General features: G+C 63.9%; 21 protein-coding genes and 1 pseudogene. 13 read left to right on the forward strand and 9 right to left on the reverse strand.

Features of this window, described 5'->3' with window-relative positions:
• Positions 1–89: 89 nt before the first annotated feature.
• The gene (gene azu / locus AB5Y54_RS19060; protein ID WP_043155526.1) at positions 90–530 is read right to left on the reverse strand and encodes an azurin; all 441 of its coding nucleotides are present in this window, start codon (positions 528–530) and stop codon (positions 90–92) included.
• A gap of 299 nt (positions 531–829) precedes the next feature.
• On the opposite strand from azu, the gene AB5Y54_RS19065 reads away from it, so the two are divergent.
• Positions 830–1,873, forward strand: coding sequence for an FAD:protein FMN transferase (locus AB5Y54_RS19065; RefSeq protein ID WP_053288286.1), 1,044 nt, complete (start codon positions 830–832; stop codon positions 1,871–1,873).
• Positions 1,874–1,914: 41 nt separating this feature from the next.
• On the opposite strand, the gene AB5Y54_RS19070 is transcribed toward AB5Y54_RS19065, so the two are convergent.
• Positions 1,915–2,340 carry an Hsp20/alpha crystallin family protein gene (locus tag AB5Y54_RS19070; protein ID WP_039039212.1) on the reverse strand — a complete coding sequence of 142 codons (426 nt, stop codon included), beginning with the start codon at positions 2,338–2,340 and terminating at the stop codon, positions 1,915–1,917.
• Between the two features lie 270 nt (positions 2,341–2,610).
• Between AB5Y54_RS19070 and AB5Y54_RS19075 the strand changes: the two genes are divergently transcribed.
• From AB5Y54_RS19075 to AB5Y54_RS19105, 7 genes and pseudogenes are all read left to right on the forward strand, one after another.
• Positions 2,611–4,257, forward strand: coding sequence for a response regulator (locus AB5Y54_RS19075; RefSeq protein WP_042014219.1), 1,647 nt, complete (start codon positions 2,611–2,613; stop codon positions 4,255–4,257).
• A 60-nt stretch (positions 4,258–4,317) separates the two neighbouring features.
• A pseudogene (locus AB5Y54_RS19080) lies at positions 4,318–5,280 on the forward strand (ion channel).
• 252 nt (positions 5,281–5,532) lie between these two features.
• Complete coding sequence (xthA, locus tag AB5Y54_RS19085; protein WP_368154189.1) at positions 5,533–6,339, forward strand: exodeoxyribonuclease III; 807 nt, start codon at positions 5,533–5,535, stop codon at positions 6,337–6,339.
• Positions 6,340–6,522: 183 nt separating this feature from the next.
• Positions 6,523–7,014, forward strand: coding sequence for a hypothetical protein (locus AB5Y54_RS19090; RefSeq protein WP_223931989.1), 492 nt, complete (start codon positions 6,523–6,525; stop codon positions 7,012–7,014).
• A gap of 283 nt (positions 7,015–7,297) precedes the next feature.
• Positions 7,298–8,830, forward strand: a complete 1,533-nt coding sequence (locus AB5Y54_RS19095) for an efflux RND transporter periplasmic adaptor subunit (protein WP_202041556.1) — start codon at positions 7,298–7,300, stop codon at positions 8,828–8,830.
• The gene (locus tag AB5Y54_RS19100; protein WP_202041557.1) at positions 8,827–11,955 is read left to right on the forward strand and encodes an efflux RND transporter permease subunit; all 3,129 of its coding nucleotides are present in this window, start codon (positions 8,827–8,829) and stop codon (positions 11,953–11,955) included. Before AB5Y54_RS19095 ends, AB5Y54_RS19100 begins: the two co-directional genes overlap by 4 nt.
• A gap of 58 nt (positions 11,956–12,013) precedes the next feature.
• On the forward strand, positions 12,014–12,379 hold the full coding sequence (locus tag AB5Y54_RS19105; protein WP_368154191.1) for a copper-binding protein: 366 nt from the start codon (positions 12,014–12,016) through the stop codon (positions 12,377–12,379).
• A gap of 74 nt (positions 12,380–12,453) precedes the next feature.
• Here AB5Y54_RS19105 and AB5Y54_RS19110 read toward each other — a convergent pair whose 3' ends face one another.
• On the reverse strand, positions 12,454–14,148 hold the full coding sequence (locus tag AB5Y54_RS19110; RefSeq protein ID WP_368154192.1) for an aspartate aminotransferase family protein: 1,695 nt from the start codon (positions 14,146–14,148) through the stop codon (positions 12,454–12,456).
• A 176-nt stretch (positions 14,149–14,324) separates the two neighbouring features.
• Positions 14,325–15,338 carry a lipoate--protein ligase gene (locus tag AB5Y54_RS19115; protein ID WP_368154193.1) on the reverse strand — a complete coding sequence of 338 codons (1,014 nt, stop codon included), beginning with the start codon at positions 15,336–15,338 and terminating at the stop codon, positions 14,325–14,327.
• Positions 15,339–15,806: 468 nt separating this feature from the next.
• On the opposite strand from AB5Y54_RS19115, the gene AB5Y54_RS19120 reads away from it, so the two are divergent.
• Entirely contained in the window at positions 15,807–18,194 is a 2,388-nt protein-coding gene (locus AB5Y54_RS19120; RefSeq protein WP_279956044.1) for a diguanylate cyclase, read from the forward strand.
• A 33-nt stretch (positions 18,195–18,227) separates the two neighbouring features.
• Here the strand turns inward: AB5Y54_RS19120 and AB5Y54_RS19125 are convergent, their stop codons facing one another.
• The 5 genes from AB5Y54_RS19125 to AB5Y54_RS19145 are packed head-to-tail and all read right to left on the reverse strand — an operon-like array spanning position 18,228 to position 23,622.
• Positions 18,228–21,386 (reverse strand): efflux RND transporter permease subunit, encoded by a 3,159-nt coding sequence (locus AB5Y54_RS19125; RefSeq protein WP_368154195.1) that lies wholly within the window; start codon positions 21,384–21,386, stop codon positions 18,228–18,230.
• Positions 21,379–22,398, reverse strand: a complete 1,020-nt coding sequence (locus AB5Y54_RS19130; RefSeq protein WP_069785322.1) for an efflux RND transporter periplasmic adaptor subunit — start codon at positions 22,396–22,398, stop codon at positions 21,379–21,381. Before AB5Y54_RS19130 ends, AB5Y54_RS19125 begins: the two co-directional genes overlap by 8 nt.
• 39 nt (positions 22,399–22,437) lie before the next feature.
• Positions 22,438–22,884 carry a YeeE/YedE family protein gene (locus AB5Y54_RS19135; RefSeq protein WP_069785323.1) on the reverse strand — a complete coding sequence of 149 codons (447 nt, stop codon included), beginning with the start codon at positions 22,882–22,884 and terminating at the stop codon, positions 22,438–22,440.
• Between the two features lie 13 nt (positions 22,885–22,897).
• Complete coding sequence (locus AB5Y54_RS19140; protein ID WP_042881673.1) at positions 22,898–23,311, reverse strand: YeeE/YedE family protein; 414 nt, start codon at positions 23,309–23,311, stop codon at positions 22,898–22,900.
• Positions 23,308–23,622: a metalloregulator ArsR/SmtB family transcription factor gene (locus AB5Y54_RS19145; RefSeq protein ID WP_041214807.1), complete on the reverse strand. Its 315-nt coding sequence runs from the start codon at positions 23,620–23,622 to the stop codon at positions 23,308–23,310. Before AB5Y54_RS19145 ends, AB5Y54_RS19140 begins: the two co-directional genes overlap by 4 nt.
• 87 nt (positions 23,623–23,709) lie before the next feature.
• On the opposite strand from AB5Y54_RS19145, the gene AB5Y54_RS19150 reads away from it, so the two are divergent.
• The 4 genes from AB5Y54_RS19150 to AB5Y54_RS19165 all read left to right on the forward strand — a co-directional run bounded on the left by AB5Y54_RS19150 (position 23,710) and on the right by AB5Y54_RS19165 (position 26,875).
• Entirely contained in the window at positions 23,710–23,895 is a 186-nt protein-coding gene (locus tag AB5Y54_RS19150; RefSeq protein WP_069785324.1) for a DUF2892 domain-containing protein, read from the forward strand.
• 52 nt (positions 23,896–23,947) lie between these two features.
• The gene (locus AB5Y54_RS19155) at positions 23,948–25,219 is read left to right on the forward strand and encodes an NAD(P)/FAD-dependent oxidoreductase (RefSeq protein ID WP_039039227.1); all 1,272 of its coding nucleotides are present in this window, start codon (positions 23,948–23,950) and stop codon (positions 25,217–25,219) included.
• A gap of 371 nt (positions 25,220–25,590) precedes the next feature.
• Complete coding sequence (locus AB5Y54_RS19160; RefSeq protein ID WP_041214805.1) at positions 25,591–25,965, forward strand: hypothetical protein; 375 nt, start codon at positions 25,591–25,593, stop codon at positions 25,963–25,965.
• Positions 25,966–26,146: 181 nt separating this feature from the next.
• Entirely contained in the window at positions 26,147–26,875 is a 729-nt protein-coding gene (locus tag AB5Y54_RS19165) for an MgtC/SapB family protein (protein WP_041213246.1), read from the forward strand.
• The last annotated feature ends 26 nt before the right edge of the window (positions 26,876–26,901 follow it).

Genomic DNA, 26,901 nt, shown 5'->3' on the forward strand with positions numbered 1-26,901 from the left:
GAAAGCACCGCGACGCAGCGCAAGCGAAGACAAAAAAGCCGGGACCTTCCCGGCTTTTGCTTGTACTGGCGGCGACACGGTCCTTGGCACTACCCCACCTTGAAGCTGCCCTTCATCAGGGCGAAGTGGCCCGGGAAGGAGCAGAAGAAGGTGAGATCCTTGCCCGCCAGGCCGTCGGTCTTGAAGGTAACGCTGGTGCTCTCGCCGCCCCCCACCAGCTTGGTGTGGGCCAGGATCCTGGGGTCATCCTTGGGCAGGTAGTCGTGATCGACCCCGGCGCTCATGCCGGCGGTGGCGATGGCCTGATAGTCGGCGGTGTTGGCCAGCACCCAGTTGTGGCCCATGTTGGCCACCGGCAGTTTGCCCGTGTGATTGAGGGTCACCGTCACCTCCTTGCAGGTGGCCGGCACGCTCATCGCCGTCTGGTTGAACTGCATGGCGTCATTGCCTTCGATCACCAGTGCGCACTCGTCGGCCAGGACCGGGGTGGCGAGGGAGCCAAGAAGCAGCAGGGTTAACACCTTTTTCATCACGTTCTCCTTTGATTGACGAAGGATGACAGCACAGGCATCTCGCCCCCGTGGGCGCGACCCGCAAAGATGCTGTCAGGATCGATCTTCATTATATTCAAATGTCACCGAAGGACGACCGCTTTTGGGCCAGCCTGAGGGCCCGGTCACTTCTTTTCTCCCGACCCCGGGCCCAAAGCGGGTTGCTCACATCCCCGTCCCGCTTAATTATTTGCGGCCTTCCCGCCCACGGCCACTCGCCAACACCGCAGCCGTTGGCTAAGCTGCTCCCCCGTCGATGACTCCCGCGAGAATGAGAGATGAAGTTCCCCTTTGCGCCTGCGCTGGCGCGCACCCTGCTGCTCTCCCTGATCCTGCTGCTTGGCGCCTGCCAGCCGGCCCCGACCCAGACCCGCATCCAGGGCAACACCATGGGCACCTATTATGCGGTGACCCTGAGCGACCCCTTCCCCGGCGGACAGGGAGCACTGCAACAGGAGGTGGAGGCGCTGCTGGCACGCCTGAACAAGGAGATCTCCACCTATGATCCGGGCTCCCTCATCTCCCGCTTCAATCAGGGAACGGGGCTGCCCCCCCAGGTCATCCCGGCCACCATGGCGAAGATTGTGCAACAGGGCATTGACGCCGGGCACCTCACCCGGGGGGTTCTCGATGTCACCGTGGGCCCCCTGGTCAATCTGTGGGGATTCGGGCCGGACAAGCGCCCGGTCAGGCGGCCCAGCGCAGAGCAGATCGCCAAGGCGCGGGAGCGGGTCGGCATCGACAAGCTCACCCTGACCCCCGAGGGGGATCACTTCCTGCTCGGCAAGGCCATCCCAGACCTCTATCTGGATCTCTCCACCCTGGGCGAGGGTGCGGCCTCCGACGAGATAGCCGGGCTGCTGGAGCAAAAAGGGGTCCACAACTACCTCATCGAGGTGGCGGGGGCGGTGCGCAGCAAGGGGCACAACGACAAGGGCAATCCCTGGCGGGTGGCCATCGTCGAGCCCTCTGACAGACCGGGCGCCATCGAGGATGTGGTGACCCCGAACGGCATGGCGGTGAGCACCGCCGGCAGCTATCGCAACTATTACGAGCTCGACGGCAAGCGCTACTCCCACATCATCGATCCTGCCACCGGCGAGCCCGTGACCCACAAGCTGGTCTCCGCCACCGTCATCACCCCCACGGCCCTGGAGGCCGATGCCCTCGACACCGCCCTCATGGTGATGGGCCCCGAGCGGGCGATGGCCTTTGCCAGGGAGCACAAGCTGGCGGTCTATCTCATCGAGAAGACCGCCACGGGCTTTGCCGCCAGCCACACCCCCGAGTTTGCTCCCTATCTGGTGCGCAAGCAGCCCTGAATGACGAGGCCCCGCAGTGCGGGGCCTCGTTCACTGACCGCCTATTCGATGGGGATGCGGTGGGGCGCGGGGCTGGCCGCCTGCTTGGGCAGGCGCAGGGTGAGGATGCCGTTGTCAAAGCGGGCGCTCACCTGCTCTGGCGACACCTCCACCGGCAGCTCGACGCTGCGCGACACGCTGCCATAATAGCGCTCGCTGCGCAGGGCCCGTTCATCCTTGTTCTGGCTGTCAAACTGGCGGATCTCCGCCTTCAGGGTCACCAGCTTGCCGTGCACGTCCACGTGGATGTCCTCCTTCGCCACCCCGGGCAATTCCGCCTGCAGCAGGTAGTCATCCCCGCTCTCCCGCAGATCCAGCTTGATCTGGCTGGGCAACGGGTCCCCGTGCAGGGGGCGGATGTAGAAGCCGGAGGCCATGTCGTGGAACAGGTCATCAAACAGGCTGGTGCGACTCGGTAGCAAACTCATCTGATCCCTCCTTGTGAGCGGGCAAGGGAGCAGACGGGCACCCTGCCCTCTGTTGCCTCCCGCATGCTGACGCTCTTCAAGTCTAAAAACCGGGACAGCGCCTGCCAGTGCCAACTCGCCTTCCCTTGACCGGGATCAAAGGCAAGACACCCTTTTTTTCACCCAAGGTCTGCGGGAAAAACCGGGGGGCCTCCCCATGTGCAATTGCCTGCCTGCGGACTTTGGTGGCACACTTCTCCCACCAGCCCGTAGCGCCTTGATGCCAGACAGATGCAGACACCGGACTCCGTACCCGAGAAGAAACCCCAGCCCAAGCCCAAGCGCATCCTGCTGGTCAACGAACAGCGTTCCTTCCAGATGATGATGAAGGCGATGCTGATCAACATCGGCATCAACCGCATCACCTACACCAACTCCGCCGACGAGGCCCGCCGCCGCTGCCAGAAAGAGAGCTTCGACATCTATCTGCTCGACTATGAGCTGGGGGCGGGCGAGAACGGCCGCCAGTTGCTGGAAAGCCTGCGGGATCAGCAACTCATTCCGCCCCAGAGCGTGGTGATCATGGTCAGCAGCGACGGCTCCCGCGCCATGGTGCTGAGCGCGCTGGAAGCCGAGCCCGACGAATACCTGATGAAGCCCTTCTCCCAGGAGCAGTTCTCGTTTCGTCTCAAACGCGCCCTCGCCCGGCGCCAGGCGCTGGAGAGCGTCTTCAGCGCCCTCACCCGGGACGACCTGCCCGCCCTGGTGGAGGCCTGTGCCAAACAGGCGGACGCCGTGCCCCGCTTTGCCAACTTCTGCCGCTGCCTGCAGGCCGACACCCAGCTCAAGCTGGGCCAGGCCAAGGAGGCCCGCAGCCTGATGCGCCAGCTGCTGGCGGGGCAGGAGAACAGCTGGGCTCGCCTCACCCTGGGCAAGGCGTGCCATACCCTGGGTCTGCACGAGGAGGCGGTGAGCCACCTGCAAGCCACCCTGAAACACACCCCCCTGATGGTGGAGGCCTACCTCTGGCTCGCGGAGTCCCTGCTGGCGCTGGGCAATGACGAACAGGCCCAGCAGGAGCTGCGCCGGGCGGTGGACATCTCTCCCCAATCGGTGCAGCTCTCCCGCCGTCTGGCGGAGGTGTGCCTGCAACGGCACGACTACGCCCAGGCCAAGGACGTGCTGCTCGCCCTCATCGACTTGTCGCGCAACTCGATCCACCGCACGCCGCATTATCTCGGGGCCTATATCCAGACCCTCACCTTGTACGCCCTCAACAGCAACGACGGCTACCACATCGCCAACCTGCAAAAGCAGGTGAACTCCGCCCTGTCGCGCATCCGCGACTCCCTGATGATGTCGGAGTTCAACTACCCGGTGTTCGAGCAGATCTGCCAGGCCCGGGTGCGCATCGCCCTGGGGGAGCTGCTCAAGGGCAAGAAGATGCTCTATCGCGCCAACCAGAACTGGCTGGACGAGCCCGCCACCATGCCTCCGGCTCTCCTTGGCGAGACCATACTCGCCCTCTATCAGCTCGGGGAGTTCGAGTACGCCGAGAGCCTGCAATCCCTGCTGGCGGAGGATGAGGATCGGCTGCTCACCACCTGCATCCAGGTGACCCGGGATGACAAGACGGTGCAGGAGCGGCGCCAGCGCTATCAGCAGCTCAACGATCTGGGCATCAAGGCCTATCAGGCCGGGGAGCTGGAGCAGGCCCTCGGCCACTTTCGCGAGGCCCTGCGCCGGGCGCCCGCCAATACCGGCGCCGCCCTCAACAAGATCCAGGTGCTGCTGCAACTCATGCAGAAGAACCGCAAGAGCCCGGAGTTTGGCGCCGAGTGCAAGGAGACCCTGGAGGTGCTGGAGGGCATCCCCCTCAACCCCGCCCAGCAGGAACGTTTTCGCAAGCTGCGCCAGGAATATCATCAGCACAGCTGATATCCCCCCTCCTCCCCTCACCTATGCTGATACTGACTCAGGGAAGGGAGGGGCAACACCATGGCAATGTGCCGATACCTAGTGGCCGATGGCCGCCACTGCACCGAAGAGGCAGGGTATCATGATCTCTGCCGCTGGCACGACCCCGCTGCGGCCCACAACACCCCTGATACCGCCGAGGCGCTGGAGCGCTATGTGCGCCAGGGAGGCCTGTGCCACGGCCTGCAACTGGCCCGCGCCGAGCTGGCGGATCTCAACCTGGTGAACAGGCAGGGTCCGGAGGGATTCTTGCTGGAGCAGTGCAACCTCTATCGCGCCAACCTGCGAGGTGCCCATCTCTACGGCATTCGCATCAAGGGCGGCAGCCTGATGAAGGCCGATCTGAGCGAAGCGAACCTCCACTGCGCCGAGCTGCACGACGTCAACCTGCTCGGCATCCGCTGGAAGAACACCCGCCTCGACAACCTGGAGACGGGCAAGCGACTGATGCAGGACAGAAAGGGGCGCCGCGAGCGGGACCCGGCGCAGGCCCGCGTCTGATTCAAGGAGGCGGAGGAGACCTACCGGGATCTGCGCAAGGCCTCCGAGGCCCAGGGCATCTTCACCATGTCCGGTCGCTACATCCAGCAGGAGCTCACCATGCGCCGCCTGCAGATGCCGTTCTGGTCCTACCGCCGCTTCGCCTCCTGGATAGTGGATCTCTTCTGCGGCTACGGCGAGGCCCCCATGCGGGTGGTACTCTTCTCCCTGCTGCTCATCGTCATCTGCAGCATTTTTTACTTCTTCTGCGGCCTCAACTTCGCGGGCACCCACCTCATCTATCGCCCGGACGCCCCTCTGGAGCAGAACGCCATCTTCCTGATGGAGTGCCTCTACTACAGCGTGGTGACCTTCACCACGCTGGGGTATGGGGACTTCACCCCGGTGGGGTTGTCGCGGATCTTCGCCGCCTTCGAAGCCTTTACCGGCAGCTTCACGCAGGCACTGTTCGTGGTGGTGTTTGTCAAGAAGATGACCCGCTAGAAACCTGTCCACGATCCTGCTGGGAGGCCGCTTCCAAGGCTCATGTGCTGCTCGCTTATGTGTCGCCAGGCGCTCTCATGTATACATATGCACTCAGGTTCCTCTGCTGCGCGTCACCTTGCTGACAGCCTCACGCGACAGATCGTGAACAGATTCCCGAGCCGCTGCGCCAGTCACAGCCCCCGAACTTGCATCCATCGCGGATTCCTAGTCCAATAAGCGACGAACAAAAACGACATGAGCACCCCGAACATGAAGATCATCTCTTTCAATATCAATGGCCTGCGCGCCCGTCTTCATCAGTTGCAAGCCCTTATCGACAAGCACCAGCCGGACGTGATCGGCCTGCAGGAGATCAAGGTGCACGACGAAGCCTTCCCGGTCGCGGACGTGGAGGCCATGGGCTACCACGTGGCCTTCCACGGCCAGAAGGGGCACTACGGGGTCGCCATCATGAGCAAGCAGGCTCCCATCGAGGTGCAAAAGGGTTTCCCCACCGATCCGGAAGATGCCCAGCGCCGCATGATCATGGCCAGCTTCAAGCGGGAAGACGGCTCCGTCATCAAGGTGATGAACGGCTACTTCCCCCAGGGGGAGAGCCAGGATCACGAGACCAAGTTCCCGGCCAAGCAGAAGTTCTATGAAGACCTGCAGCACTACCTCGAGACCCACCACACCCCGGACGACCAGATTGCGCTGATCGGGGATATGAACATCTCCCCCACGGATCTCGACATCGGCATCGGCGAGGCGAACCGCAAGCGCTGGCTGCGGGATGGCAAGTGCTCCTTCCTGCCCATCGAGCGGGAATGGATGGAGCGCCTCAAGGGGTTCGGCCTCACCGACACCTTCCGCGCCGCCAACCCCACCGAGTGCGAGCGCTTCTCCTGGTTCGACTACCGCTCCAGGGGCTTTGACGAGAACCGGGGCCTGCGCATCGACCTCATCATGGCCTCCGACGCCCTCAAGGACAAAGTGACCGAGACCGGCATCGACTACGAGCTGCGCGGCATCGACAAGCCCTCGGATCACGCCCCCATCTGGACCTGCTTCGCCTGATCCCCACGTCAGACTAGCCCTCGCCAAAAGCCCCGGCCCCCGCCCATGCGGGGGCTTTTTTTGTTCACTGCCCCGCCCTTTCTTAATCCATGTCAATTCCCAGGCAGACGGCGCTTGCCAGGCCTTGACCTTCTCCTTTCGGCAAGGTTTAGATTCGGCCCATCCGTCACAGGGAAACCACCCATGCTCTCATCGAGATTGCCCACCACGTTCATCGCCCGGCTGTTGCTGGGGCTGATGCTCGTCTGCAATCTCACCCTGTGCATCGGCTGGCATGGGGCGGCCACCGCCCTGCCAAGTGACGCATCCGCATCCATCCTGACTCCGGCGCAGTCCCCCCTGTCTCATGGACGGCACCAGAGCGAGCCGATGCAGCACACCGCCATGCACCAGGCCGACACAGCCTCCCTCTCCTGCCACGGCGGCCCCCAGAGTGAGGCGGCCCCGCCCGGGGAGGAGTGCCAGATGCAGAGCGGCGTCTTCGGCGCCACCAGTGCGCCGCCCCTGCTCGGCCTGCTGCTGTCACTGCTGCTGCTTCCTTTGCTGTTGCTCCCTTCGTGGCGCCTCGCCCCCCTGCTGGACAACTGGTTGCGGGATCCCTTCCTGCGATCCCGCGGTACCCACCCTCCCTCCTGGCCACGCCGACACCTGATGTTGTCGGTGCTGCGCCACTAGAAAGCGCTTCTCTCGCGGCGGCAACAAGCCTCGGCTTGCCAGTTTTCTGCCGCCTTGCCTGACCCTGCGCCCCGGCCAAACCGGCCCGCGCGCAGGGAGCCGTGCGCGCTGACACAGCTGCGCCCCGTTTGCCGCCTCGTGGTGATGCCCTGCCCGCGCACACCACCACACTGGCGGCCTGACAGAAGAGAAGAGATACCATGTCATTCCCCCCCGTTATCCGGTCTGCCTGCACGCGGCCGTGCCAGTCCCCCCTTCGCCTCCCGTGCGTCGGAGGCTTGTCATGAACAAGACACTGTTGATGTCCGCCCTGCTGCTGGCCCTCGGCGCCGGTGGCGGCTACTGGGCCGCCAAACAGACCTCCGCTGGCACTGCAGCCAAGGAGAAGACGCCCCTTTACTGGGTCAACCCCATGGATCCCCGCGACAAGCGCGACGGCCCGGCCAAGGACAACATGGGGATGGACTTTATCCCCGTCTATGAGGAACAAAAAAACGGCTCGCCGGGCACCGTCACCATCAGCCCCGAGATCCAGCAGAACCTGGGGGTGCGGCTCGCCAAGGTAGAGAAGCTCCCCATCCACCAGCAGATCGAGACGGTGGGCTACGTTGGCTATGACGAGGACAAGCTGGAGGCGGTCAACGCCCGCATGGCGGGCTGGATCCGCACCCTCGCCATCAAGAGCGAGGGGCAGCAGGTGAGCAAGGGGAGCCTGATTTACGAGCTCTATGCCCCGGATCTGGTCAATGCCCAGCACGAGTATCTGCTGGCGCTCAACACCGCCAACCCCCTGCTGCTGCGCGCCGCCGAGGGCAAGCTCAAGTCCTTGCAGGTACCGGCGGATCAGATAGCGACCCTCAAGCGCAGCCGTCAGGTGCAGGAGACGGTGCGCATCTATGCTCCCAGCAGCGGCTATGTTTCCGAGCTCAAAGTGCGCGAAGGCCAGTATGTGGAACCCGCCGCGGCGCTCTTCAACATCAGCCCCCTCAAGCAGGTGTGGGTGAGTGCCGAGGTATTCGAGCGCCAGGCCGCCCAGCTGAAGGTGGGCGATCCGGTCACCATGACCCTCGACTATGCCCCCGGCCGCCACTGGCAGGGCCGGGTCGATTACCTCTACCCAACTCTGGATGCTGCCACCCGTACCCTCAAGGTGCGGCTGCGCTTCGCCAACCCGGACGAGTTTCTGAAGCCCAACATGTTCGCCAAGGTGACCATTCAGGCGGGCAAGGGAGAGCCGCAATTGGTGGTACCGAGCGAAGCGGTGATCCGCACCGGCAGCCAGGACAGGCTGGTGCTGGCGCTGGGGGATGGCAGCTTCAAGTCGGTCGCCGTCACCCTGGGCCCCCAGTTTGGCGACAAGGTGGCCATCCGGGAGGGAGTTGAAGCGGGGGACAACATCGTCAGCTCGGCCCAGTTTCTGCTCGACTCCGAATCGGCCATCGATTCGGACTTCCAGCGCATGACGGCGGTGCGCCCTGCCCAGGTGTGGACCCAGGGCGAGGTTGAAAGCATCGATCTGGCCAACCGCACCCTGATGGTTTCCCACCAGCCCATCCCCGAGTGGCAGTGGCCCGCCATGGAGATGGAGTTCACCGTCGCCGACGGGGTCGATATCAGCAAGCTGGTCGAGGGGCAGACCCTGCACCTGCAGGTGATGCAGGAGGGGGATGAGTACCGCATCACCAGCATCCATCAGGAGCAAGCGCCGGCAAACGGCGACACCACCAAGCCTGCGTCGGATGAGATGGAGAAGATGGAAGGCATGGACCATAGCCAGCATCAGATGGCGATGCCCGAGATGGAGAAGAAGTCATGATCCCGTCGATTATTCGCTGGTCCATCGGCAACCGCTTTCTGGTGCTGCTGCTGACCCTTATGCTCACCGCCTGGGGGCTCTGGTCGGTCAAACAGACCCCGGTGGACGCCCTGCCGGATCTCTCCGACGTGCAGGTGATCATCAAGACGGCCTATCCGGGCCAGGCGCCCCAAGTAGTTGAGGATCAGGTCACCTACCCGCTCACCACCGCCATGCTGGCGGTGCCGGGGGCCACCACGGTGCGCGGCTACTCCTTCTTCGGCGACTCCTTCGTCTATGTGCTGTTTGACGACAACACCGACCTCTACTGGGCCCGTGCCCGGGTACTGGAGTACCTGAGCCAGGTTTCACCCAACCTGCCCGCCTCCGCCCGTCCCCAGCTCGGCCCCGATGCCACCGGGGTGGGCTGGGTCTATCAGTACGCGCTGGTGGACAAAACCGGCAAGCATGATCTCAGCGAGCTCACCTCCCTGCAGAACTGGTTCCTCAAGTACGAGTTGCAGACGGTGGACGGGGTCTCCGAAGTCGCCACCGTGGGCGGCATGGTGCGCCAGTATCAGGTGCGGGTCGACCCGGACAAGCTGCGCGCCTACGGCATCCCGCTCTCCCTTATCGAGACAGCCATCAAGCAGGGTAATCAGGAGACCGGCGCCTCCGTCATCGAGATGGCGGAAGCGGAGTACATGGTGCGCTCCAACGGCTATCTGAAAAGCGTGGAGGATCTGAAGCAGATCCCGCTCGGTACCACTGTGCGCGGCGCCCCGCTGCTGCTGGGCGACGTGGCGGATGTGGTCACCGGGCCCCAGAGCCGGCGCGGTCTGGCCGAGCTCAACGGCGAAGGGGAAGTGGTGGGCGGCATCATCGTCATGCGCTATGGCGAGAATGCCCAGCACACCATCGACGGGGTCAAGGCGCGGCTCGCCCAGCTGAAAAGCAGCCTGCCGGAGGGGGTGGAGGTGGTCACCGTCTACGATCGATCCGACCTTATCCAGCGCGCCATCGACAACCTCTCCGGCAAGCTGGTGGAGGAGTTCGCGGTGGTGGTGCTGGTCTGCCTCGCCTTCCTGTTCCACCTGCGCTCATCCCTGGTGGTGGTCATCTCCCTCCCTATTGCGATTTTGACCGCCTTTATCGTGATGCACCTGCAGGGGATCAACGCCAACATCATGTCCCTCGGCGGCATCGCCATCGCCATCGGCGCCATGGTGGATGGCGCCATCGTGATGATCGAGAACGTCCACAAGCACATGGAGCGGGAGGCGCTCACCGACAAGAACCGCTGGCGCATCATCACCGCGGCGAGCATCGAGGTCGGGCCCGCCATCTTCTTCTCCCTGCTGATCATCACCATCAGCTTCCTGCCGGTGTTCGCGCTGGAGGCGCAGGAGGGGCGGATGTTCCACCCGCTCGCCTACACCAAGACCTACGCCATGGCGGCCGCGGCCGGGCTCGCCATCACGCTGGTGCCGGTGATCATGGGTTACTTCATCCGTGGCAAGGTGCTGGCGGAGCAGGCCAACCCGCTCAACCGCTGGCTAAGCCAGGGCTATGTGCCTTTGCTCAAGGCCGTCCTGGCCCGCCCGAAAACCACCCTGGCCATCGCCGCCGTGGTGACGGTGGCGGGCTTCTGGCCGCTCAAGTACCTGGGCTCTGAGTTCATACCGCCGCTCGATGAGGGGGACATCATGTATATGCCCACCACAGCGGCCAATATCTCAGTGGGCAAGGCGCGGGAGATTTTGCAGCAGACCGACAAGCTCATTCGCACCGTGCCCGAGGTGCAGAACGTGTTCGGCAAGGCGGGGCGCGCCGAATCGGCCACAGACCCTGCAGACCTGGTGATGATGGAGACCAGCATCCAGCTCAAGCCACGCGACCAATGGCGCCCCGGCATGACCCCGGAAAAGCTCAAGGAGGAGCTAGACTCCCTCATCCGCTTCCCCGGTCTCACCAACGCCTGGGTGCCCCCCATCAAGACCCGCATCGACATGCTGGCCACCGGCATCAAGACCCCGGTCGGCATCAAGATTGCGGGGCCGGATCTCAAGGTGATCCAGCAGCTCGGCCAGCAGCTGGAACAGATCATCGGCAAGGTGGAGGGCGCCTCATCGGTCTACGCCGAGCGGGTAGCGGGCGGCCGCTATGTGAAGGTGGACATAGACCGGCTCAAGGCGGCCCGCTACGGCCTCAATATCGCCGACGTGCAGGCGGTGCTCGCCACCGCAGTGGGCGGCATGGAGGTGGGCCAGACCATCGAGGGGCGCGAGCGTTACCCCATCAACCTGCGCTACCCCCAGAGCTATCGCGATTCGGTGGCGAGCCTCGAGCTGTTGCCGGTGGTCACTCCGAGTGGCGCTCGTATCGCCCTGGCGGACGTGGCCCGGGTCTACATCAGCGACGAGGCCCCCATGCTGCGCAGTGAAAACGCGCGCCTCAACGGCTGGGTCTACGTCGACATTCGTGGCCGTGACATCGGCTCCTTCGTTGATGAAGCCAAAGCACAAGTGGACAAACAGCTGGTGTTGCCGGCGGGCTACGCCCTCACCTGGTCTGGCCAATACGAGTACATGGAGCGGGCCAAGGCCCGCCTCGCCTACGTAGTGCCATTAACCGTCGCCATTATCGTGCTGCTGCTCTATCTGGCGTTTCGCCGCTTCCAGGAGGTGTTGCTCATTCTCACCACCTTGCCGCTGGCGGTGGTGGGGGGGATCTGGACCCTCTGGCTGCTGGACTTCAACCTCTCGGTGGCGGTCGGGGTGGGCTTTATCGCCCTGGCGGGGGTGGCGGTGGAGACCGGCGTCCTGATGCTGGTCTACCTCAACCACGCCTGGGATGACCTCGTGGCCAGCGGCAAGCCGGACCAGGCGGGCCTGCACCGGGCGGTGATCCACGGCGCCGCCCTGCGCCTGCGCCCCAAGATGATGACGGTGGTGACCATTATCGCTGGCCTGTTGCCCATCATGTGGAGCCACGGCACCGGCTCCGAGGTGATGCAGCGCATCGCCGCCCCCATGATTGGCGGCATGGTGAGCGCCTTAGGTCTGACCCTCCTGGTGCTGCCCGCCGCCTACTACCTGTGGCGCAGCCGGCACCTGAGCACGACCGAGCACCAACCCGCCGGCTAACCCGGTGGCAGCGCCCTTTTTGACAACCAAGAATCTGAATCAACGACGAGGAAACACCATGAACTACAAGACGCTGACCCTGACCCTGCTGCTAGGCCTTGCCACCCACACCGGCCTGCAGGCCGAGGAGATGATGAACCACCAAGCGCAAATGGAGGGAATGAACCATGAGGGTCACGACATGGCCGCCATGCAAACCGAGCAGACGCTGATCAAGGGGACCATCACCCACCTTGATGCCGCGAATGGCAAGCTGGGGATCAGGCACGAAGCGATCACCAACCTCAAGATGCCCCCCATGACCATGGTGTTTCGAGTGGCCGATCCGGCCCTGCTCAAGGATCTGAAGGTGGGGGATGCGGTGCGCTTTCATGCCGAGAATCCGGCCGGCAAGCTCACCGTGACCGCCATCCAGAAACAGTAAGCGGAGTCATTTCAATAAAAGACGGCGGGATCATCCCGCCGTCTTTATTTATGACATCACAACATGTGGCTATTTCAGCCACGAATATGCGCGATAAAGGCGTCGATCTGTTCGCGGCCGCAGGCGGGGTTCATAAAGACCGCCTTCTCGCCGGCGATGTAGGAATACTTGCCGCGCTCGTCGTATTCCGAGTGCGCCACCGCCTCCACCCAGTTGGTGTAGAGCCCTACCTTGCCGCGTCCCTTGAACAGGCTGCGGTGATACTCGGTGTTGCGGGCCAGCCGCGCCTTGTAGGCCGCATCCGGGCTGCGGGCCAGCTCGAAGGCGAACTCCGCCTCGGGGTCCTGTACCCACTCGGGGTTGTAGATCTTGAAGCCGACACTGGGCCCCTGGTTCTCCTGGGCCACCAGCTTGACGTTGCCGAGCTGGCTTAACCGGAAGCGGAAGTAGTTGGCGTTTTGCAGGCAGTGGGCCAGCACGGTGCGATAGCCCTCCACCCCCAGGTAGTTGAGGGCCGCATAGGCACCGAACAGGCCGCTCGCCCCGCGGGAGCACTCGATGGTGGACTGCAGGTGGGTCTGACCCTGAATGTCCCGCTCAAAGTAGGAGAAGTTCTCCGGGTCGTTCTCCATCGCCTTGAGATCGCTCTGCTCCTTGATCATCACCAGGCTGGAGGTGTAGGGCACATAGCCCCACTTCTGGAAGTCCACGGTGAACGAATCGGCATATCTGAGCTCGGCGAAGCGGCTCACGTTGCGCTCGATCCCCGCCAGGGTGGCGGCGTTGATGGCGAGCGGGTTGGCGGCAAAGTCGTAATCCAGGAAGAAGATCATCGACCAGCCGATGGCGGCGTCCACGTGGATGTGGGGCCTGACCGCCACCTCGAAGCGCTCGCAGAGGCGATCCCGCAGCTCGACCACGGGTTTGACCCTATCCACCCCGAAGGTGTCGGTGGTGCCCATGGTCAGCATGATGGTGGGCACCACGTGATGAAGGGCGAAGCAGGCGGTCAGGGTACGCTCGAGGTGGTCGAGATCGATGTCGTTGTTCTCGCCGACCTGGATGCGGATGGTCTTGTTCTCGATGTCCACCCCGAGCAGGGAGAGGTTGGTGATGTTGGAGTAGTGACCGCCCTGGGAGTTGATGATGCGGTAATCCTGATAGTGGCCTAGCCCCTTGTGCTTGGCCTGTGGCAGGCTCTTGCGGATGCCGAGCAGGTAGCCGTAGAGGTTACAAAACGTCCCCCCCTGGGTGAAGATGCCGGTGGCGCGGCCCGGGTCGTAACCCGCCAGCAGCGCTATCTGGCGCACCACCTTCTTCTCCAGCTCCTCCGCCACCCCGGCGTATTCGGAGTAGACCAGGTTGGGGTTGGCCAATATGCCCATCTGGGCGCCATAGATGGCGGGATCCGCCGACATGGTGATGACGTTCTCGACGCTGGAGGGGTTTTCCCAATCCTTTGACAGGGCGCCGGCAAACAGCAGCTCCGCCATGGGCTCCCCCGGCGTGCGCATGGTGGCTGGCACCGGCATGGTTTCGCAGAGATCGGCCAGGCGGGCTCGGCCATCGGGCCAGGCATTGAGCCGCGCATCCGGCGCCAGTCCACGGGCGCGAAATTCGTTGAGGGTGGCAAAGCCGGGCTCGCGAAACACCGGCCAGAGGTCGGGGTTGCGTGAGAAAAAGTGGGCTTTGACGGTGGCAACACGGCGGGCGAATTCGGGGGAGACGGCGTTGACGCCCTCATCTTTCAGATAGACCAAGTGATTCATTTTTATACCATTGATACTGCTGAGGTGCGGTTTTTATACTCCAGTGACACCTCTATCAACAGAGACAATAACTAATGGTCTGCCCTACTTTTTGTCATGTTGGCGCCCTGATGGGCGCCGCGCCCCCTCTCCCCTCTTTTCCCCTGTTCATCTTGTGATCCTGGTCATGGGCAAGGTCAGCGCAGGGCGGTCAGCAGCCATGCCGAGAATCCTTCCAGCTCGGAGTTGGCCGAAAACGTCGCCCGCCACTGACGCAGCAACGCGTCGATGGCCTCGGGACGATAGGCCACCCCGGGCAGGCGTGCGGCCAGGTCATCCAGGGGCGCAGGGTCCAGGGTGTCACTGAAGATCTGTGCCCTTCCTATCACCCCCTTCTCCACGTCGAAATGAAGCTCGACCCCGCCCCAGGGGAAGCGCTCCTCCAGCAGGTGGCTGAAGGCGGGAGCATGGCCGAAGTTCCACTCCCAGCTGCGTTGGCGGGCAAAAGTCTCGGCAAAGCCGGGCAGGTCGGGCATCCGCTCGGGGGAGATGTGCTCGGGCGGCACCACCTCACCGTAATGGGCAAAGAAGGCGTCGCACAGGGCCTGCACCACCTGCTCATGACCCAGGCCAGGCAACAGCTCGCCAAGGTTCGCCACCCGGCTTCTCACCGAGCTGATGCCCTTGGCCGCCAGCTTCTTGGGGTCGGGATTGAGGTAGTGGGCGAGGCGGCCGAGATCGGCGTCCAGCAGCAGGGTACCGTGGTGAAAGCCGCGATCATGGGTCTCCCGGTAGGCCGAACCCGACACCTTGCGATCCCCGTCCGGGGTCGCCACCAGCAGGTCGTTGCGCCCGGAGGCAAAAGCACTCACGCCGAGTCTGGCGAGGGCATCAATGACGATGGCGGTGGAGACGCTCTTGTCATAGCCGGGCTTGCCCGCCATGAAGGTGAAACAGCTGTTGCCAAGGTCGTGGAACACGGCGCCGCCCCCGCTGCTGCGCCGGGCCAGGGTCACCCCGTCCTCTTCCATGCGGCGGGTGTTGCACTCCTTCCAGGGGTTCTGGGCCCGGCCTATCACCACCGTATTGTCGTTGCGCCACAGGAACAGCACCCGCTGGGCCGGGTCCATCTGGCGAAAGATGCACTCCTCCACCGCGAGGTTGAACAGGGGATCGTGGGAGTCGGAGAGCAGCAGGCGCAAGGAAGACATGACAGGACCTTCTCGGAAAACAGGAAACGGATGACTACCATACCACCCTGAACGGAGGAAGGCGTCCCCCGACCGCCACAGGTCGACACCCGATACGGACAAGAGCATCAACTTCTGATACGACAGGAGAAGACAAGAGGGAATTGCCGAAAACACGCAGTTTATCATTAACAGGCGAGAAGAGAGGCGGCAGCCATCCTTCCTGGAATGACACCTAATGCCCTTTTCACCGGGCCGGTGACGAGTCGACAAGGTTTCAAAATGAGCCGTGACGCCCATTGACGTGATGAATGACACAAAAATGACTTTTAATGCCTCCCGCGCCCCATCTTATTGGGGCTTGCTCCCCTTGCGAATAACAGGAAATTGTTTGACTCTAGCCAGAAGAGCACCTCCCGAGAGAACAGCGGTATGACGGAGTCCGATGCATCTCGCCAGCCTGTACGCTGGCTTCTGCCCTTCTGGGTGATGATTGCCACCCTGACCACGGCTCCCCTCAGGGCGGATGAGCGCGTCATCCTGCAACTTCCCTGGCAGCACCAGTTCCAGTTTGCCGGTTACTACGCCGCCATCGCCAAGGGGTTCTACCGTGAGGCCGGTCTGCAGGTCACCCTGCGGGAGGCGGGGCCGGGCACCGACGTCATCAATGAAGTCACCACGGGTCGCGCCCAGTTCGGCATCCGCGGCAGCGATCTGCTGCTGGCCCGGGCAGCAGGTCGCCCTGTGGTGGTGCTCGCCGCCATGTTGCAGCACTCCCCCCTGATGCTCATCACCCTGGAGCGGCCGGATATCCAGACTCCGGGCGATCTGGCCAACAAGCGGCTGATGCTCGAACCCGGCTCCAACGAGCTGCTCACCTACCTGCATCGCTACACTCGCAGCCGGCAGTGGGAGACCCTGCCCTACGAGCGGGGGGTACAGGCACTGCTGAGGGGCCAGGCGGACGCCATCAGTGCCTACAGCACAACCGAGCCCTTCACCCTGCAGCAACAGGGCATTCCCTACCGGGTGTTCAGCCCCCGCGACATCGGGTACGACTTCTACGGAGACAACCTCTTCACCTCGGAGAGTGAGGTCATCAACCAGCAGGAGCGGGTCCAGCGCTTCTTGCAGGCCAGCCTCAAGGGGTGGCGCTATGCCATGGATCATCCCGAGGAGATGATCAACCTGATCCTGGAGCACTACCCCAGCGGGGCCGGGCGCGAGGCGCTCGCCTTCGAGGCCCGTGAAACCCGGGCCCTGATGCAGCCCGACATCATCGAGCCCGGCTACATGCAGCAGGATCGCTGGCAGCAGATCGCCCGCACCTACCAGGAGGCCGGGATGATCAAGGCGGTGCCCAACCTCACCCCCTTCCTCTACAACAGTACCCAGGCGAGCCTTCGCCAGCAGCGCCAACTGCTCGACAGGAGCGTGGCCATCGCCATGCTGATCTCCTTCTCCCTGCTGGCCCTGCTCGGCGTCTTCCTGCACCTCTATCTGCGTCTGCGGGAAGAGGCCAGTGACCGACAGCGGCTCACCCGGGAACTGGCCCAGCGCGAGCAGCACTACCGCTTCGTGGCGGAGAACAGCGGCGACGTGATCTGGACCATGGACACCGACAGCCTGCGTTTTCGTTACATCAGCCCCGCCATCGCATCCCTGAGCGGCTATGAGCCCGCCGAACTCTTTGCCCTCTCCCTGCGCCAGCTGCTCCCCGATGAGTCCTGGAAACAGCTTCGCGACGGCATCACCGCCTCCCTCGAGGCCTGGCAACGGGGGGATCATGGGCAGACCCGGTGCGTCATCCACTCCCAGCTGCGCCACAAGCAAGGTCATCTGGTGGCCATCGAGACGGTCACCACCTTGCATGGCAGCGCCAGCACAAGACCGGACGCCATTTTGGGGGTGACCCGGGATGTCACCGAACGTTCGGCCCGGGAGGAGATGATGCGCCGCCTCGCCTTCTATGACCCCCTCACCGGCCTGGCCAACCGCCGCCTGCTGCAACAGCGGCTCAAGGAGACCCTGGAGCAGGCTCCCCAGCAGCCCCTGGCCCTGGTCTTCATCGATCTCGACCACTTCAAGCCCATCAATGACACCTTCGGCCACGAAACCGGCGACCTGCTGCTCAAGCTGGTGGCCGAGCGCATGGGGGAGTGCGTCAGGGAAGAAGATCTGGTGGCACGCCTTGGGGGGGACGAATTCGTGATCATGCTGCCCGATACGGATGCCTCGGCCCTCGCGGTCGCCGACAAGCTGCACCACTGCCTGCATCACCCCTTCCAGCTTGAGCAGCAGGCGCTGCGCATCTCCGGCAGCATAGGGGTCGCCCTCTATCCGGATCACGGCATCGACCCCAAGACCCTGATGCACCACGCCGATCAGGCCATGTATCAAGCCAAGCACCATGGCCGGGGCAGGGTCTGCCTGTTTTCCTCCGGGCAGGATCCCCTCCCCGGCACCCTGCAATGGCAGCCCGCCCACGCATGCGGCCACCCCCGCATCGATGCGGACCACCGCCAGCTCTACCTGCTGGCCAACCGCTTGCTCGAGCACATGCAGGATCCCGGCATCCATCCGGATGCCTTGCTGGCAGACATGGCGCAGATATTCGAGATGGCGCGCCAGCACTTCCTCCTCGAAGAGCAGGTCCTCGCGCAATATGGCTATGAGGAGCTGGCGGCCCATCGCCAGGAGCACCAGCATCTGCTGAAAAAAGCCGGTCAGCTGATGGCGGCCGCACAGGCGGGCACCCTTGGCAACGACGCCCTGCTCAACTTCATCATCCAGGAGCTGGTCGTGGGTCACATGAGCCAGGCGGATCGCCGTTATTTCCCCCTGATGAAAACCTGCGATGCCCGCGAGGCGGTGTGATGCCAGAAAACAGGGGGCATTGGCCCCCTGTGTTTACCTCTGACTTCGGCGCACAAGCAGGCTGTAGTAGAGCAGCGGGATCACCACCAGGGTGAGCAGGGTGGAAACCAGGATCCCGAAGATCAGGCTGATGGCGAGGCCATTGAAGATGGGGTCATCCAGGATGAAAAGCGCCCCTATCATGGCCGCCAGCGCCGTCAGCATGATGGGTTTGGCTCGCACCTGCGCCGCCTCGATCACCGCCTGCTCGAACGCCATGCCACTCGCCCGCTGCTGCTCGATGAAATCCACCAGCAGGATGCTGTTGCGCACGATGATCCCGGCCAGCGCAATCATCCCGATCATCGAGGTGGCGGTAAACTGCGCCCCCAGCAGGGCGTGACCCGGCATCACCCCGATGAGGGTGAGCGGAATGGGGGCCATGATGATGAGCGGCACCAGATAGGAGCGGAACTGGGCCACCACCAGCAGGTAGATGAGGATCATCCCCACCCCGTAGGCCAGCCCCATGTCGCGGAAGGTCTCGTAGGTTATCTTCCACTCCCCGTCCCACAAGAGCGCCACCTCCCCCAGCTTGTCGGGCTGATGCACGTAATACTGTGGCAGCGAGATGTCGGCACCGGCGGCAAACATGCCGTAGAGCGGGCTGTCGGTATGGCCGCCCATGTCAGCCACCACCATCACCATGGGCTGCATGTTCTTGTGCATGAGGTAGCTGGGGGCCACCTCGTCACGACGGCTCACCAGCTCGGAGACCCGCACCAGCTGGCCGCTCTGGCTGCGTACCTTGAGAGCCAGGATGCCGGTCAGATCCCGCTTGTCACCGGGGGCGAGCTCGATGCGGATCGGTACCGGATACTTGGCGCCTTGCCCTTGCAGCCAGCTCGCATTCTGATAACCCACCCCGCCATTGAGGGTGTTCACCAGATCCCCGAGATCGACCCCGAGCAGGGCCGCCTGGGCGCGATCCACCACCAGCCGCCACTTGGGCTGGGGGTCGGTCAGATAGATGTCCACGTCCACCAGATCCGCCGTGGCCACAAAGCGGGCCTGTACGGCGCGGGCAGCGGCTTCACGGGCGGCCTGCGTCGGGCCATACACTTCCGCGACGATGGGTGACCAGACAGGCGGTCCCGGGGGCACCTCCACTACCTTGAGGTTGCCCCCTGTCGCACTGGAGATGGCCTGCAAGGGCGCACGCACCGACCGGGCAATCTCGTGACTGCTGCGATCCCGTTCATGCTTGTCCACCAGATTGACCTGGATGTCCCCCACGTTGGCGCCGCTGCGGATGAAGTAGTGGCGCACCAGCCCGTTGAAATTGATGGGGGCGGCGGTGCCGGCGTAGATCTGGTAATCCTTCACCTCGGGCACCCTGGCAAGCTCCCGACCCACCGCCAGCAGGGTGCGCTCGGTCTGCTCCAGGGTCGCCCCCTCCGGCATGTCGAGCACCAGCTGGAATTCCGACTTGTTGTCAAAGGGGAGCATCTTGAGCACCACCCACTGCACCACCGGCATGGCAGCCGCCCCCGCCACCAGCAGCAGGATGGCCAGCCAGAGCTTGTGTCTCGCTCTTTTGGCACCCGCCCCCATCAGGAAGGGGGTCATCAGCCGGTGAAAGAGCCCGGCCTTGGCCTCCCCGTGGGCGACATGCCCCTCGCGCTTGAGCAGGTGATTGGCCAGCCAGGGGGAGAAGATGAAGGCCACCAGCAGGGAGATGAGCATCCCCATGCTGGCATTGATGGGGATGGGGCTCATGTAGGGGCCCATCAGGCCGCTGACGAAGGCCATGGGCAGCAGGGCCGCGATGACGGTCAGGGTCGCCAGTATGGTCGGCCCCCCCACCTCGTCCACCGCGCCCGGAATGAGATCCTTGAGGGAACCCTTGCCCAGGCCGCGATGGCGGTGGATGTTCTCCACCACGACGATGGCGTCATCCACCAGGATGCCGATGGAGAAGATCAGCGCAAAGAGGGACACCCGGTTGAGGGTAAAGCCCCACGCCCAGCTGGCAAAGAGGGTCAGTGCCAGGGTGATGACGATGGCGACCCCCACCACCAGCGCCTCGCGCCACCCCATGCTCACCAGCACCAGCAATACCACCGCCGTGGTGGCAAAGATGAGCTTGCCGATGAGGGTGTTGGATTTGGTCTCGGCGGTGACGCCGTAGTCACGGGTCACCGTCACCTCGACGCCAGCCGGGATGAGCCGGTTTCTGAGGCTCTCGACCCGTGCCTCCACCCGCTTGGCCACCTCCACCGCGTTCTGCCCCGGCTGCTTGCCGATGGCCAGGGTCACCGCCGGATAACTGCGATCCCCCTGCCCCATCCAGCTGCGCTGGACCGGGGTCTCTTCCCCAAGCGCCACCCGGGCCACCTCACCGAGATAGACGGGCTTGCCGTCGTGCAACCCCACCACCAGTTCTCGAGCCTCCTGCTCGCTTTGCAGGAACTGCCCCACCTGCACCTTGATCTCCCGGTTGTCCTGCACCACGGTCTGCTCGCTGCCCACCTGATTGGCGGCCGAGAGACGCTGGCTCAGCTCGCCCCAGCTGATGCCATGGGCGCTGAGGGCCGCCGGATCCGGCATCACCCGCAGCACGGCGCTCTGGCTGCCCAGCGTGTAGATATCGCGGGTACCGGGAATGCGCTTGAGTTCGGTCTCCAGCTCATGGGCAACCCGGGTCAGATCGGGGGCCCCCAGTTGCTTGCTCCAGAGGGTCAGACTGACGATGGGCACATCATCGATCCCCCGGGGTTTTACCAGTGGCTGACCGACTCCGATCCCCTGTGGCAACCAGTCGCGGTTGGAGTCAAGCTGGTTGTTGAGATCCACGATGGCCTGCTCCCGGCTCACGCCTACCTTGAACACCACCACCAGCAGGGCACCATCGGGTTGGGAGAAGGAGTAGAGGGTATCTATCCCCTTTATCTGGGAGACCACCTGCTCGGCAGGGGTGGTGACGAGGGATTCCACCTCTGCCGGGCTGGCCCCCGGGAAGGGAATGTAGACGTCGGCGAAGGTGACATCGATCTGGGGCTCCTCCTCCTTGGGGGTCACCAGCACGGCAAAGAGGCCGAGCAAGAGCCCCACCAGCGCCAGCAGCGGGGTGATGGCCGAGCCCTGAAACAGGGCCGCCAGCCGACCCGCCGGCCCCAGGCGGCCATGGTTGTCGTTCAGCTCGCTACTCATGGGGCACCTCCTGTTGACGGCTCCAGGCATCGGGGGCCAGGGTGTCACCGCCCTTGAGACCCGCCAGGACCTCGCACAGCCCAGCCTCGCAGTGGCCGACCCGCACCGGGGTCAGGGCCCATCCTTCCCCTTCTTTGAGGTAGACGCCGTTGAACTCCCCCTGCCGCAGCAGGGCGGGCTCCGGCACTTGCAACACCTGACGCTCACCCTGTTTGAGCTGCACCTTGAGCCACATGCCGGGCAGCACCCCTGTCGTGTTCGGCGGCAGATCGAGGCGCAGCCGGAAACTGTGGCTCTGGCTGTCGGCGTAGTTGAAGCGGGTCAGCTTGACGGGAGTCACGGCCTTGCCACCGGGCAACAGCACCTGCACATCCGACGGCTGGCCGGCGAGAGCCAGCACGGACTGGGGCAGCTCCAGCTCCACCCTCAGCTCGCCCAGGGAGAAACCGGAGAGCAGCGGCGTACCGGGGGCCACCGTCTCCCCCAGCTCCACCAGCCGCCTGGTCACCACCCCGGCGTAGGGGGCGAGGATACGGGTATAGCCGTAGGCTTCCCGGGCCTGGATGAGGGCGGCCTCGGCAGCATTGACCTCGGCGCGGGCGGCCCGATCCGTAGCCTGGGCGTTGTCGAGCTGGGCCCGGGTGATCACCCCCTTGGCGATGAGGGCCTGATAACGGGTGAGCTGGCGCTCGGCCTCCACCTGCTGGGCCTGGGCCCTGGCCACCCGCGCCTCGGCGCCGGTCACGGCGGCAGACTGCTCCTTGCCGCTTATCTCGAGCAGGGGCTGCCCGGCCTGTACCTCGTCGTTCACATCCACCAGCATGCGGGAGACGCGGCCGCTGGTCTGGGCCGCGACCGTCCCCTGATGAATGGCGCTCACGGTACCGCTCAGGGTGAGCCAGTCGGTGACGCGCTGCGGGGTCAGCGTCAGCGGCCCCTTGGCCTCCTCGGCCGCCACCAGGGTGGATGTCATGACCAGCAGGGTGGTCACCAGCAACCGGATTGTGTTCATCATGATTCTCCTTCCCTGGCTCATGGGCACCTTGAAAACTCAGGCAGTACGGGGCTGGCGAGCCTTCTCCAGCACCCTGTTCCAGACCTTGTCCACCAGCAGGATCCCGGCCGCCATGGCCCCGATGAACAACAATATCATGGGCTGTCCGCTGGAAATGAGACTCAAGGCAGGCCCTGGACAGATGCCGACCAGGCCCCAACCGATACCAAACAGCGCAGCCCCGCCAATCAGGCGGCGATCCAGCACGGGAGCGGGAACCCGGGCCATGGGTTCCCCCAGCAGGCTCAGACGACGGGGCTTCACCAGCAGGAAGTAGCCCGGCATGAAGACAGCCAGGGCCCCCCCCATCACGAAGGCCAGGCTGGGATCCCAGGCACCGGCCAGATCGAGAAACCCGGTGACCCGCGCCGGATCCATCATCCCGGAGAGGGCCATTCCCAGCCCGAACAACAGACCCGCAAACACACTTGTCAGCAATTTCATGGCAATCAACCCGTCAAAACATGTGGTGAGTAAAGAACACGGTCGCCACGCCCATCCCCATAAAGGTGAGCGTCGCCACCACGGAGCGCGTCGACAGCCGCCCCATGCCGCAGATGCCGTGACCGCTGGTGCAGCCATTGCCAAGACGGGTGCCGATGCCCACCAGCAGGCCGGCCAGCAGCACCACGGGCCAGCCGGGCAAGGCATCAAAGGCGGGCATGGTGGCCCAACCCAGGGTCAGCGCCAGCCAGGCCCCCAGTCCCAATCCCAGCAGAAACAGCACCCGCCAGGGGGTTTTGTACTGCATTGCACCGGCCAGAATGCCGCTGATCCCGGCCACCCGGCCGTTGAACAACATCAGGATCAGGGCCGAGAGCCCCGCCAGCATGCCGCCCCCCAACGAGAGCAGCCATTGGCTTTCCATCATCGAATTTCCTCATCTGAGTGACAAAAATGGGTTTGCAGCGCCGCCAGCACATCGGCCGCCGCCTCGCTCACCAGGGAGTAGTAGATCTGCTGGGAGACTTTGCGCGAACGGACAAGGCCCTGGCGCTTCAATACCGACAGTTGCTGGGAGAAGGCCGACTGCCCGAGCTGGCTGTGGGCCAGCAGCTCCCCGACCCCCTTCTCCCCTTCCACCAGCTGGCAGAGCACCATCAGGCGTTCGGGATGAGCCAGCGCCTTGAGCAGGCCGGCGGCGGCAGTCGCATGTCGGTTCATCTCGTCGAAGTGGCTCATAAGATTAAATTAGCAATTGCTGATATTTGTTCTATTGTATAAAACAACGCTAAATTAGCAATCACTAAACAAAAAAGGAGACGAGAAATGACCATCGATAACGGAGTCAGAGTGGTCGCGGGTGGCATGTTGCTGCTGTCGCTGCTACTCACGGCCTGGGTCCACCCGGGCTTTGTCTGGTTGAGCGTCTTTGTCGGGGTCAACCTGATCCAGAGCGCGTTCACCGGGGTCTGTCCCGCCGCCGCCGTGCTCAGGCGAATGGGGCTCAAGTAGGCAGGCGGACATATTGGCTCACAGGAGCCGTGTAATAGAGCGGAGGCTCATTATGGCAACCATCATCATCATCGGGGCAGGGTTGGGGGGCATGTCGGCCGCCTACGAGCTCAAGGCCGAACTCGGCAAGCAGCACGACGTCATCCTGGTGAACGACAAACCCGACTTTGAATTCAACCCTTCGAACCCGTGGATTGCGGTCCGGTGGCGAGAGCGCAAGGATATCTCCCTCCCCATAGAGCCTCATGTGAAGAAGAAGGGGATCCGCTTCATCCACGCCGCCCTGACCGGGTTGCAACCCCTCGAACAGCAGATCCGCCTCTCCGATGGCCAGCACCTGCACTACGACTTTCTGGTGCTCTGCACCGGCCCCGCACTCGCCTTTGAAGAGGTGCAGGGAGCGGGCCCGACGGCGGGCGGCACCGCCAGCGTCTGCACCCTCTCCCACGCAGAGGAGTGCCTGCACAGTGTCAACGGGCTGCTCGACGAACCGGGTCCGGTGATCGTCGGTGCCATGCCCGGCGCCTCCTGCTTCGGCCCGGCCTACGAATACGCCTTCATCCTCGATCGCCACCTGCGCGACAAGAAGGTGAGAAAGGACGTGCCCATGACCTTCGTCACCAGCGAACCCTACATCGGTCACCTCGGCCTCAACGGCGTGGGGGATTCCAAGGGCATGCTGGAGAGCGAGCTGCGCATGCGCGACATGCAATGGATCTGCAATGCCCGCACCGTGGCGGCCAGGGATGGGGTGATGACGGTGGAGGAGCTGGATGAAGATGGCAACGTCAAGCGCACCCACAGCCTCCCCTACAAGCATGCCATGATGCTGCCCGCCTTCGCCGGCATCAGCCCCCTGCGGGGCCTCGAGGGGCTGGTCAATCCCCGCGGGTTCGTCATCGTCGACGAACACCAGCGCAACCCTGTCTTCCCGCAGATTTACGCCGCCGGGGTCTGCATCGCCATCCCGCCCCAGCACAAGACGCCGGTCCCGACCGGGGTGCCCAAGACCGGCTACATGATCGAGGCCATGGTGCGCACCTTAAGCCACAACATCAAGGCGGAGCTGGACGGCCAGCCCCCGGTCACCCGGGCGGTGTGGAATGCCATCTGTCTGGCGGACATGGGGGACACAGGGGCCGCCTTCGTGGCCATGCCGCAGATCCCGCCGCGCAACGTCGCCTGGTTCAAGAAAGGGAAGTGGGTCCACCTGGCCAAGATAGCGTTCGAGAAGTATTTCCTGCACAAGATGCAGGTGGGCGACACCGAACCCATCTATGAAAAACTGATGCTCAAATACCTGGGCATCGACAAGACCCGGTAACCCCCCAAGGGCCCGCCGGTGAAGGGAAAAGGGCTCCCTTCACCGGCGCTTTCATCTCTTTTTTATTATGTTTCAACATGTTGCTATCAAGGGCTCGGGGTTTACCCAGGCCGCCGTATCGGCTACCATGTCGCCTCTTTATCACTAGCGGAGACCATCGGTGGGCAACTCATCAAGTGACAGACGCACGCCGACCCTCGTCGTCGGCACCCTGGTCGCGAGCTAGCCGCAGGTTTTTCTCTGCCGCGACTCGCCACCCTGCGAGAAGTGGATCCCTCTTTTCCCCGCTTTTCACACTTGACGTCAGGTGACGCGGACTCATCCCCCGACACCTTGCCTGCATAGTTTCTGCTTCCCAAAAGGAGGCTGCTATGCGCTTGATTTCAAACAACCCTGTCGCTGACAAATCCCCTTCCCTGCTGAGCAGACTGGGACGGGGCCTGCGACCACTCTGGCAACGTGGCAGACGGCGTCAGCACCTCTATCGGCTGCACATCCGCTGCGAAGACAGAGCCGACATGGAGCAGGTGCTGGCGGCGGTGAGCCACACCCTGCAACCGGCCGGACTCAGTCCCCTGCAGTCCATGCAGCCCGGGCGCGGTGAAGGCCGCGTGCTGGTGCTGAGCCTCTACTGCACGCCGCCCCAGCGCCGCTATCTGGTGCAGTTCATCCACCAGGTCGGGGCTGTCCACCCGGTACGCTGGGAACTGCGCCCCCGCGCCGGGGACGACGCCACCAGGCATTGACCCTCGAATGAGGCGGGTCCTTCCCGGGCAACCGTGAAGGGCCTGTACCCTGTTCTGCGCCATCCCGCTCCGTCAGGAGGCGGGTCGCGCCCTTGCATTCACCACGATGTCGACCTTGCCCCCCGTCTCTCACGCAACCCGGGGGAGCAGGCTGGTCGGCATCCCCAGAAGGAGACCCTTCATGAGAATGTGGCAACAACTCGATTTTCTCGCCCTGCTCGACACCCTGGCCAGCCTGCTGCTCGCCTTCGTGCTGGGCAGCCTGGTCGGCCTGGAGCGCCAGTACCGCCAGCGCACCGCCGGCCTTCGCACCAACGTGCTGGTCGCCGTGGGGGCGGCCCTGTTCGTCAACCTGGCCCAGCGCATCTATGACCTGCATGGCGGCAGTTACGGGGTCGTCCACGTGGTGGCCTACATCGTCTCCGGCATCGGTTTTCTCGGCGCCGGCGTCATCATGCGGGAATCCGGCAACATCCGGGGCATCAACACAGCGGCCACCCTGTGGGGCGTGGCCGCGGTCGGGGCCGCCTGCGGCGCCGGGTTCGCCCTGGAGGCCATCCTCGGCGCCCTCTTCGTGCTGGCCGCCAACACCCTGCTGCGTCCCCTGGTCAACCAGATAAACCGTGACCCGGTGGACAACATGGACACCGAAGTGACCTATCACGTGACCGCTCTCATCGGCCGCGCTCACCAGAAGGAGGTACTGCCCTGGCTCGAGCAGATGCTGGAGCAGGCCCACTACCCCCTGAGCGAGCTCGACATCACCCCCTTCGGCGATCAGGATCTCGAGATCTCGGCGGCGCTGCTCGCCACCGCCATCGATGGCACCAAGCTCGATGCCCTGATGAACACGCTCGGGGAGCACCCTCACATCAAGCAGATCTTCTGGCGGGCCAGCATCACCGATTGACGCCCTCATACCAGACGCAGCACAAA

It is taken from the genome of Aeromonas sp. s9, from assembly GCF_040907765.1.
Lineage (GTDB): Bacteria > Pseudomonadota > Gammaproteobacteria > Enterobacterales > Aeromonadaceae > Aeromonas > Aeromonas caviae.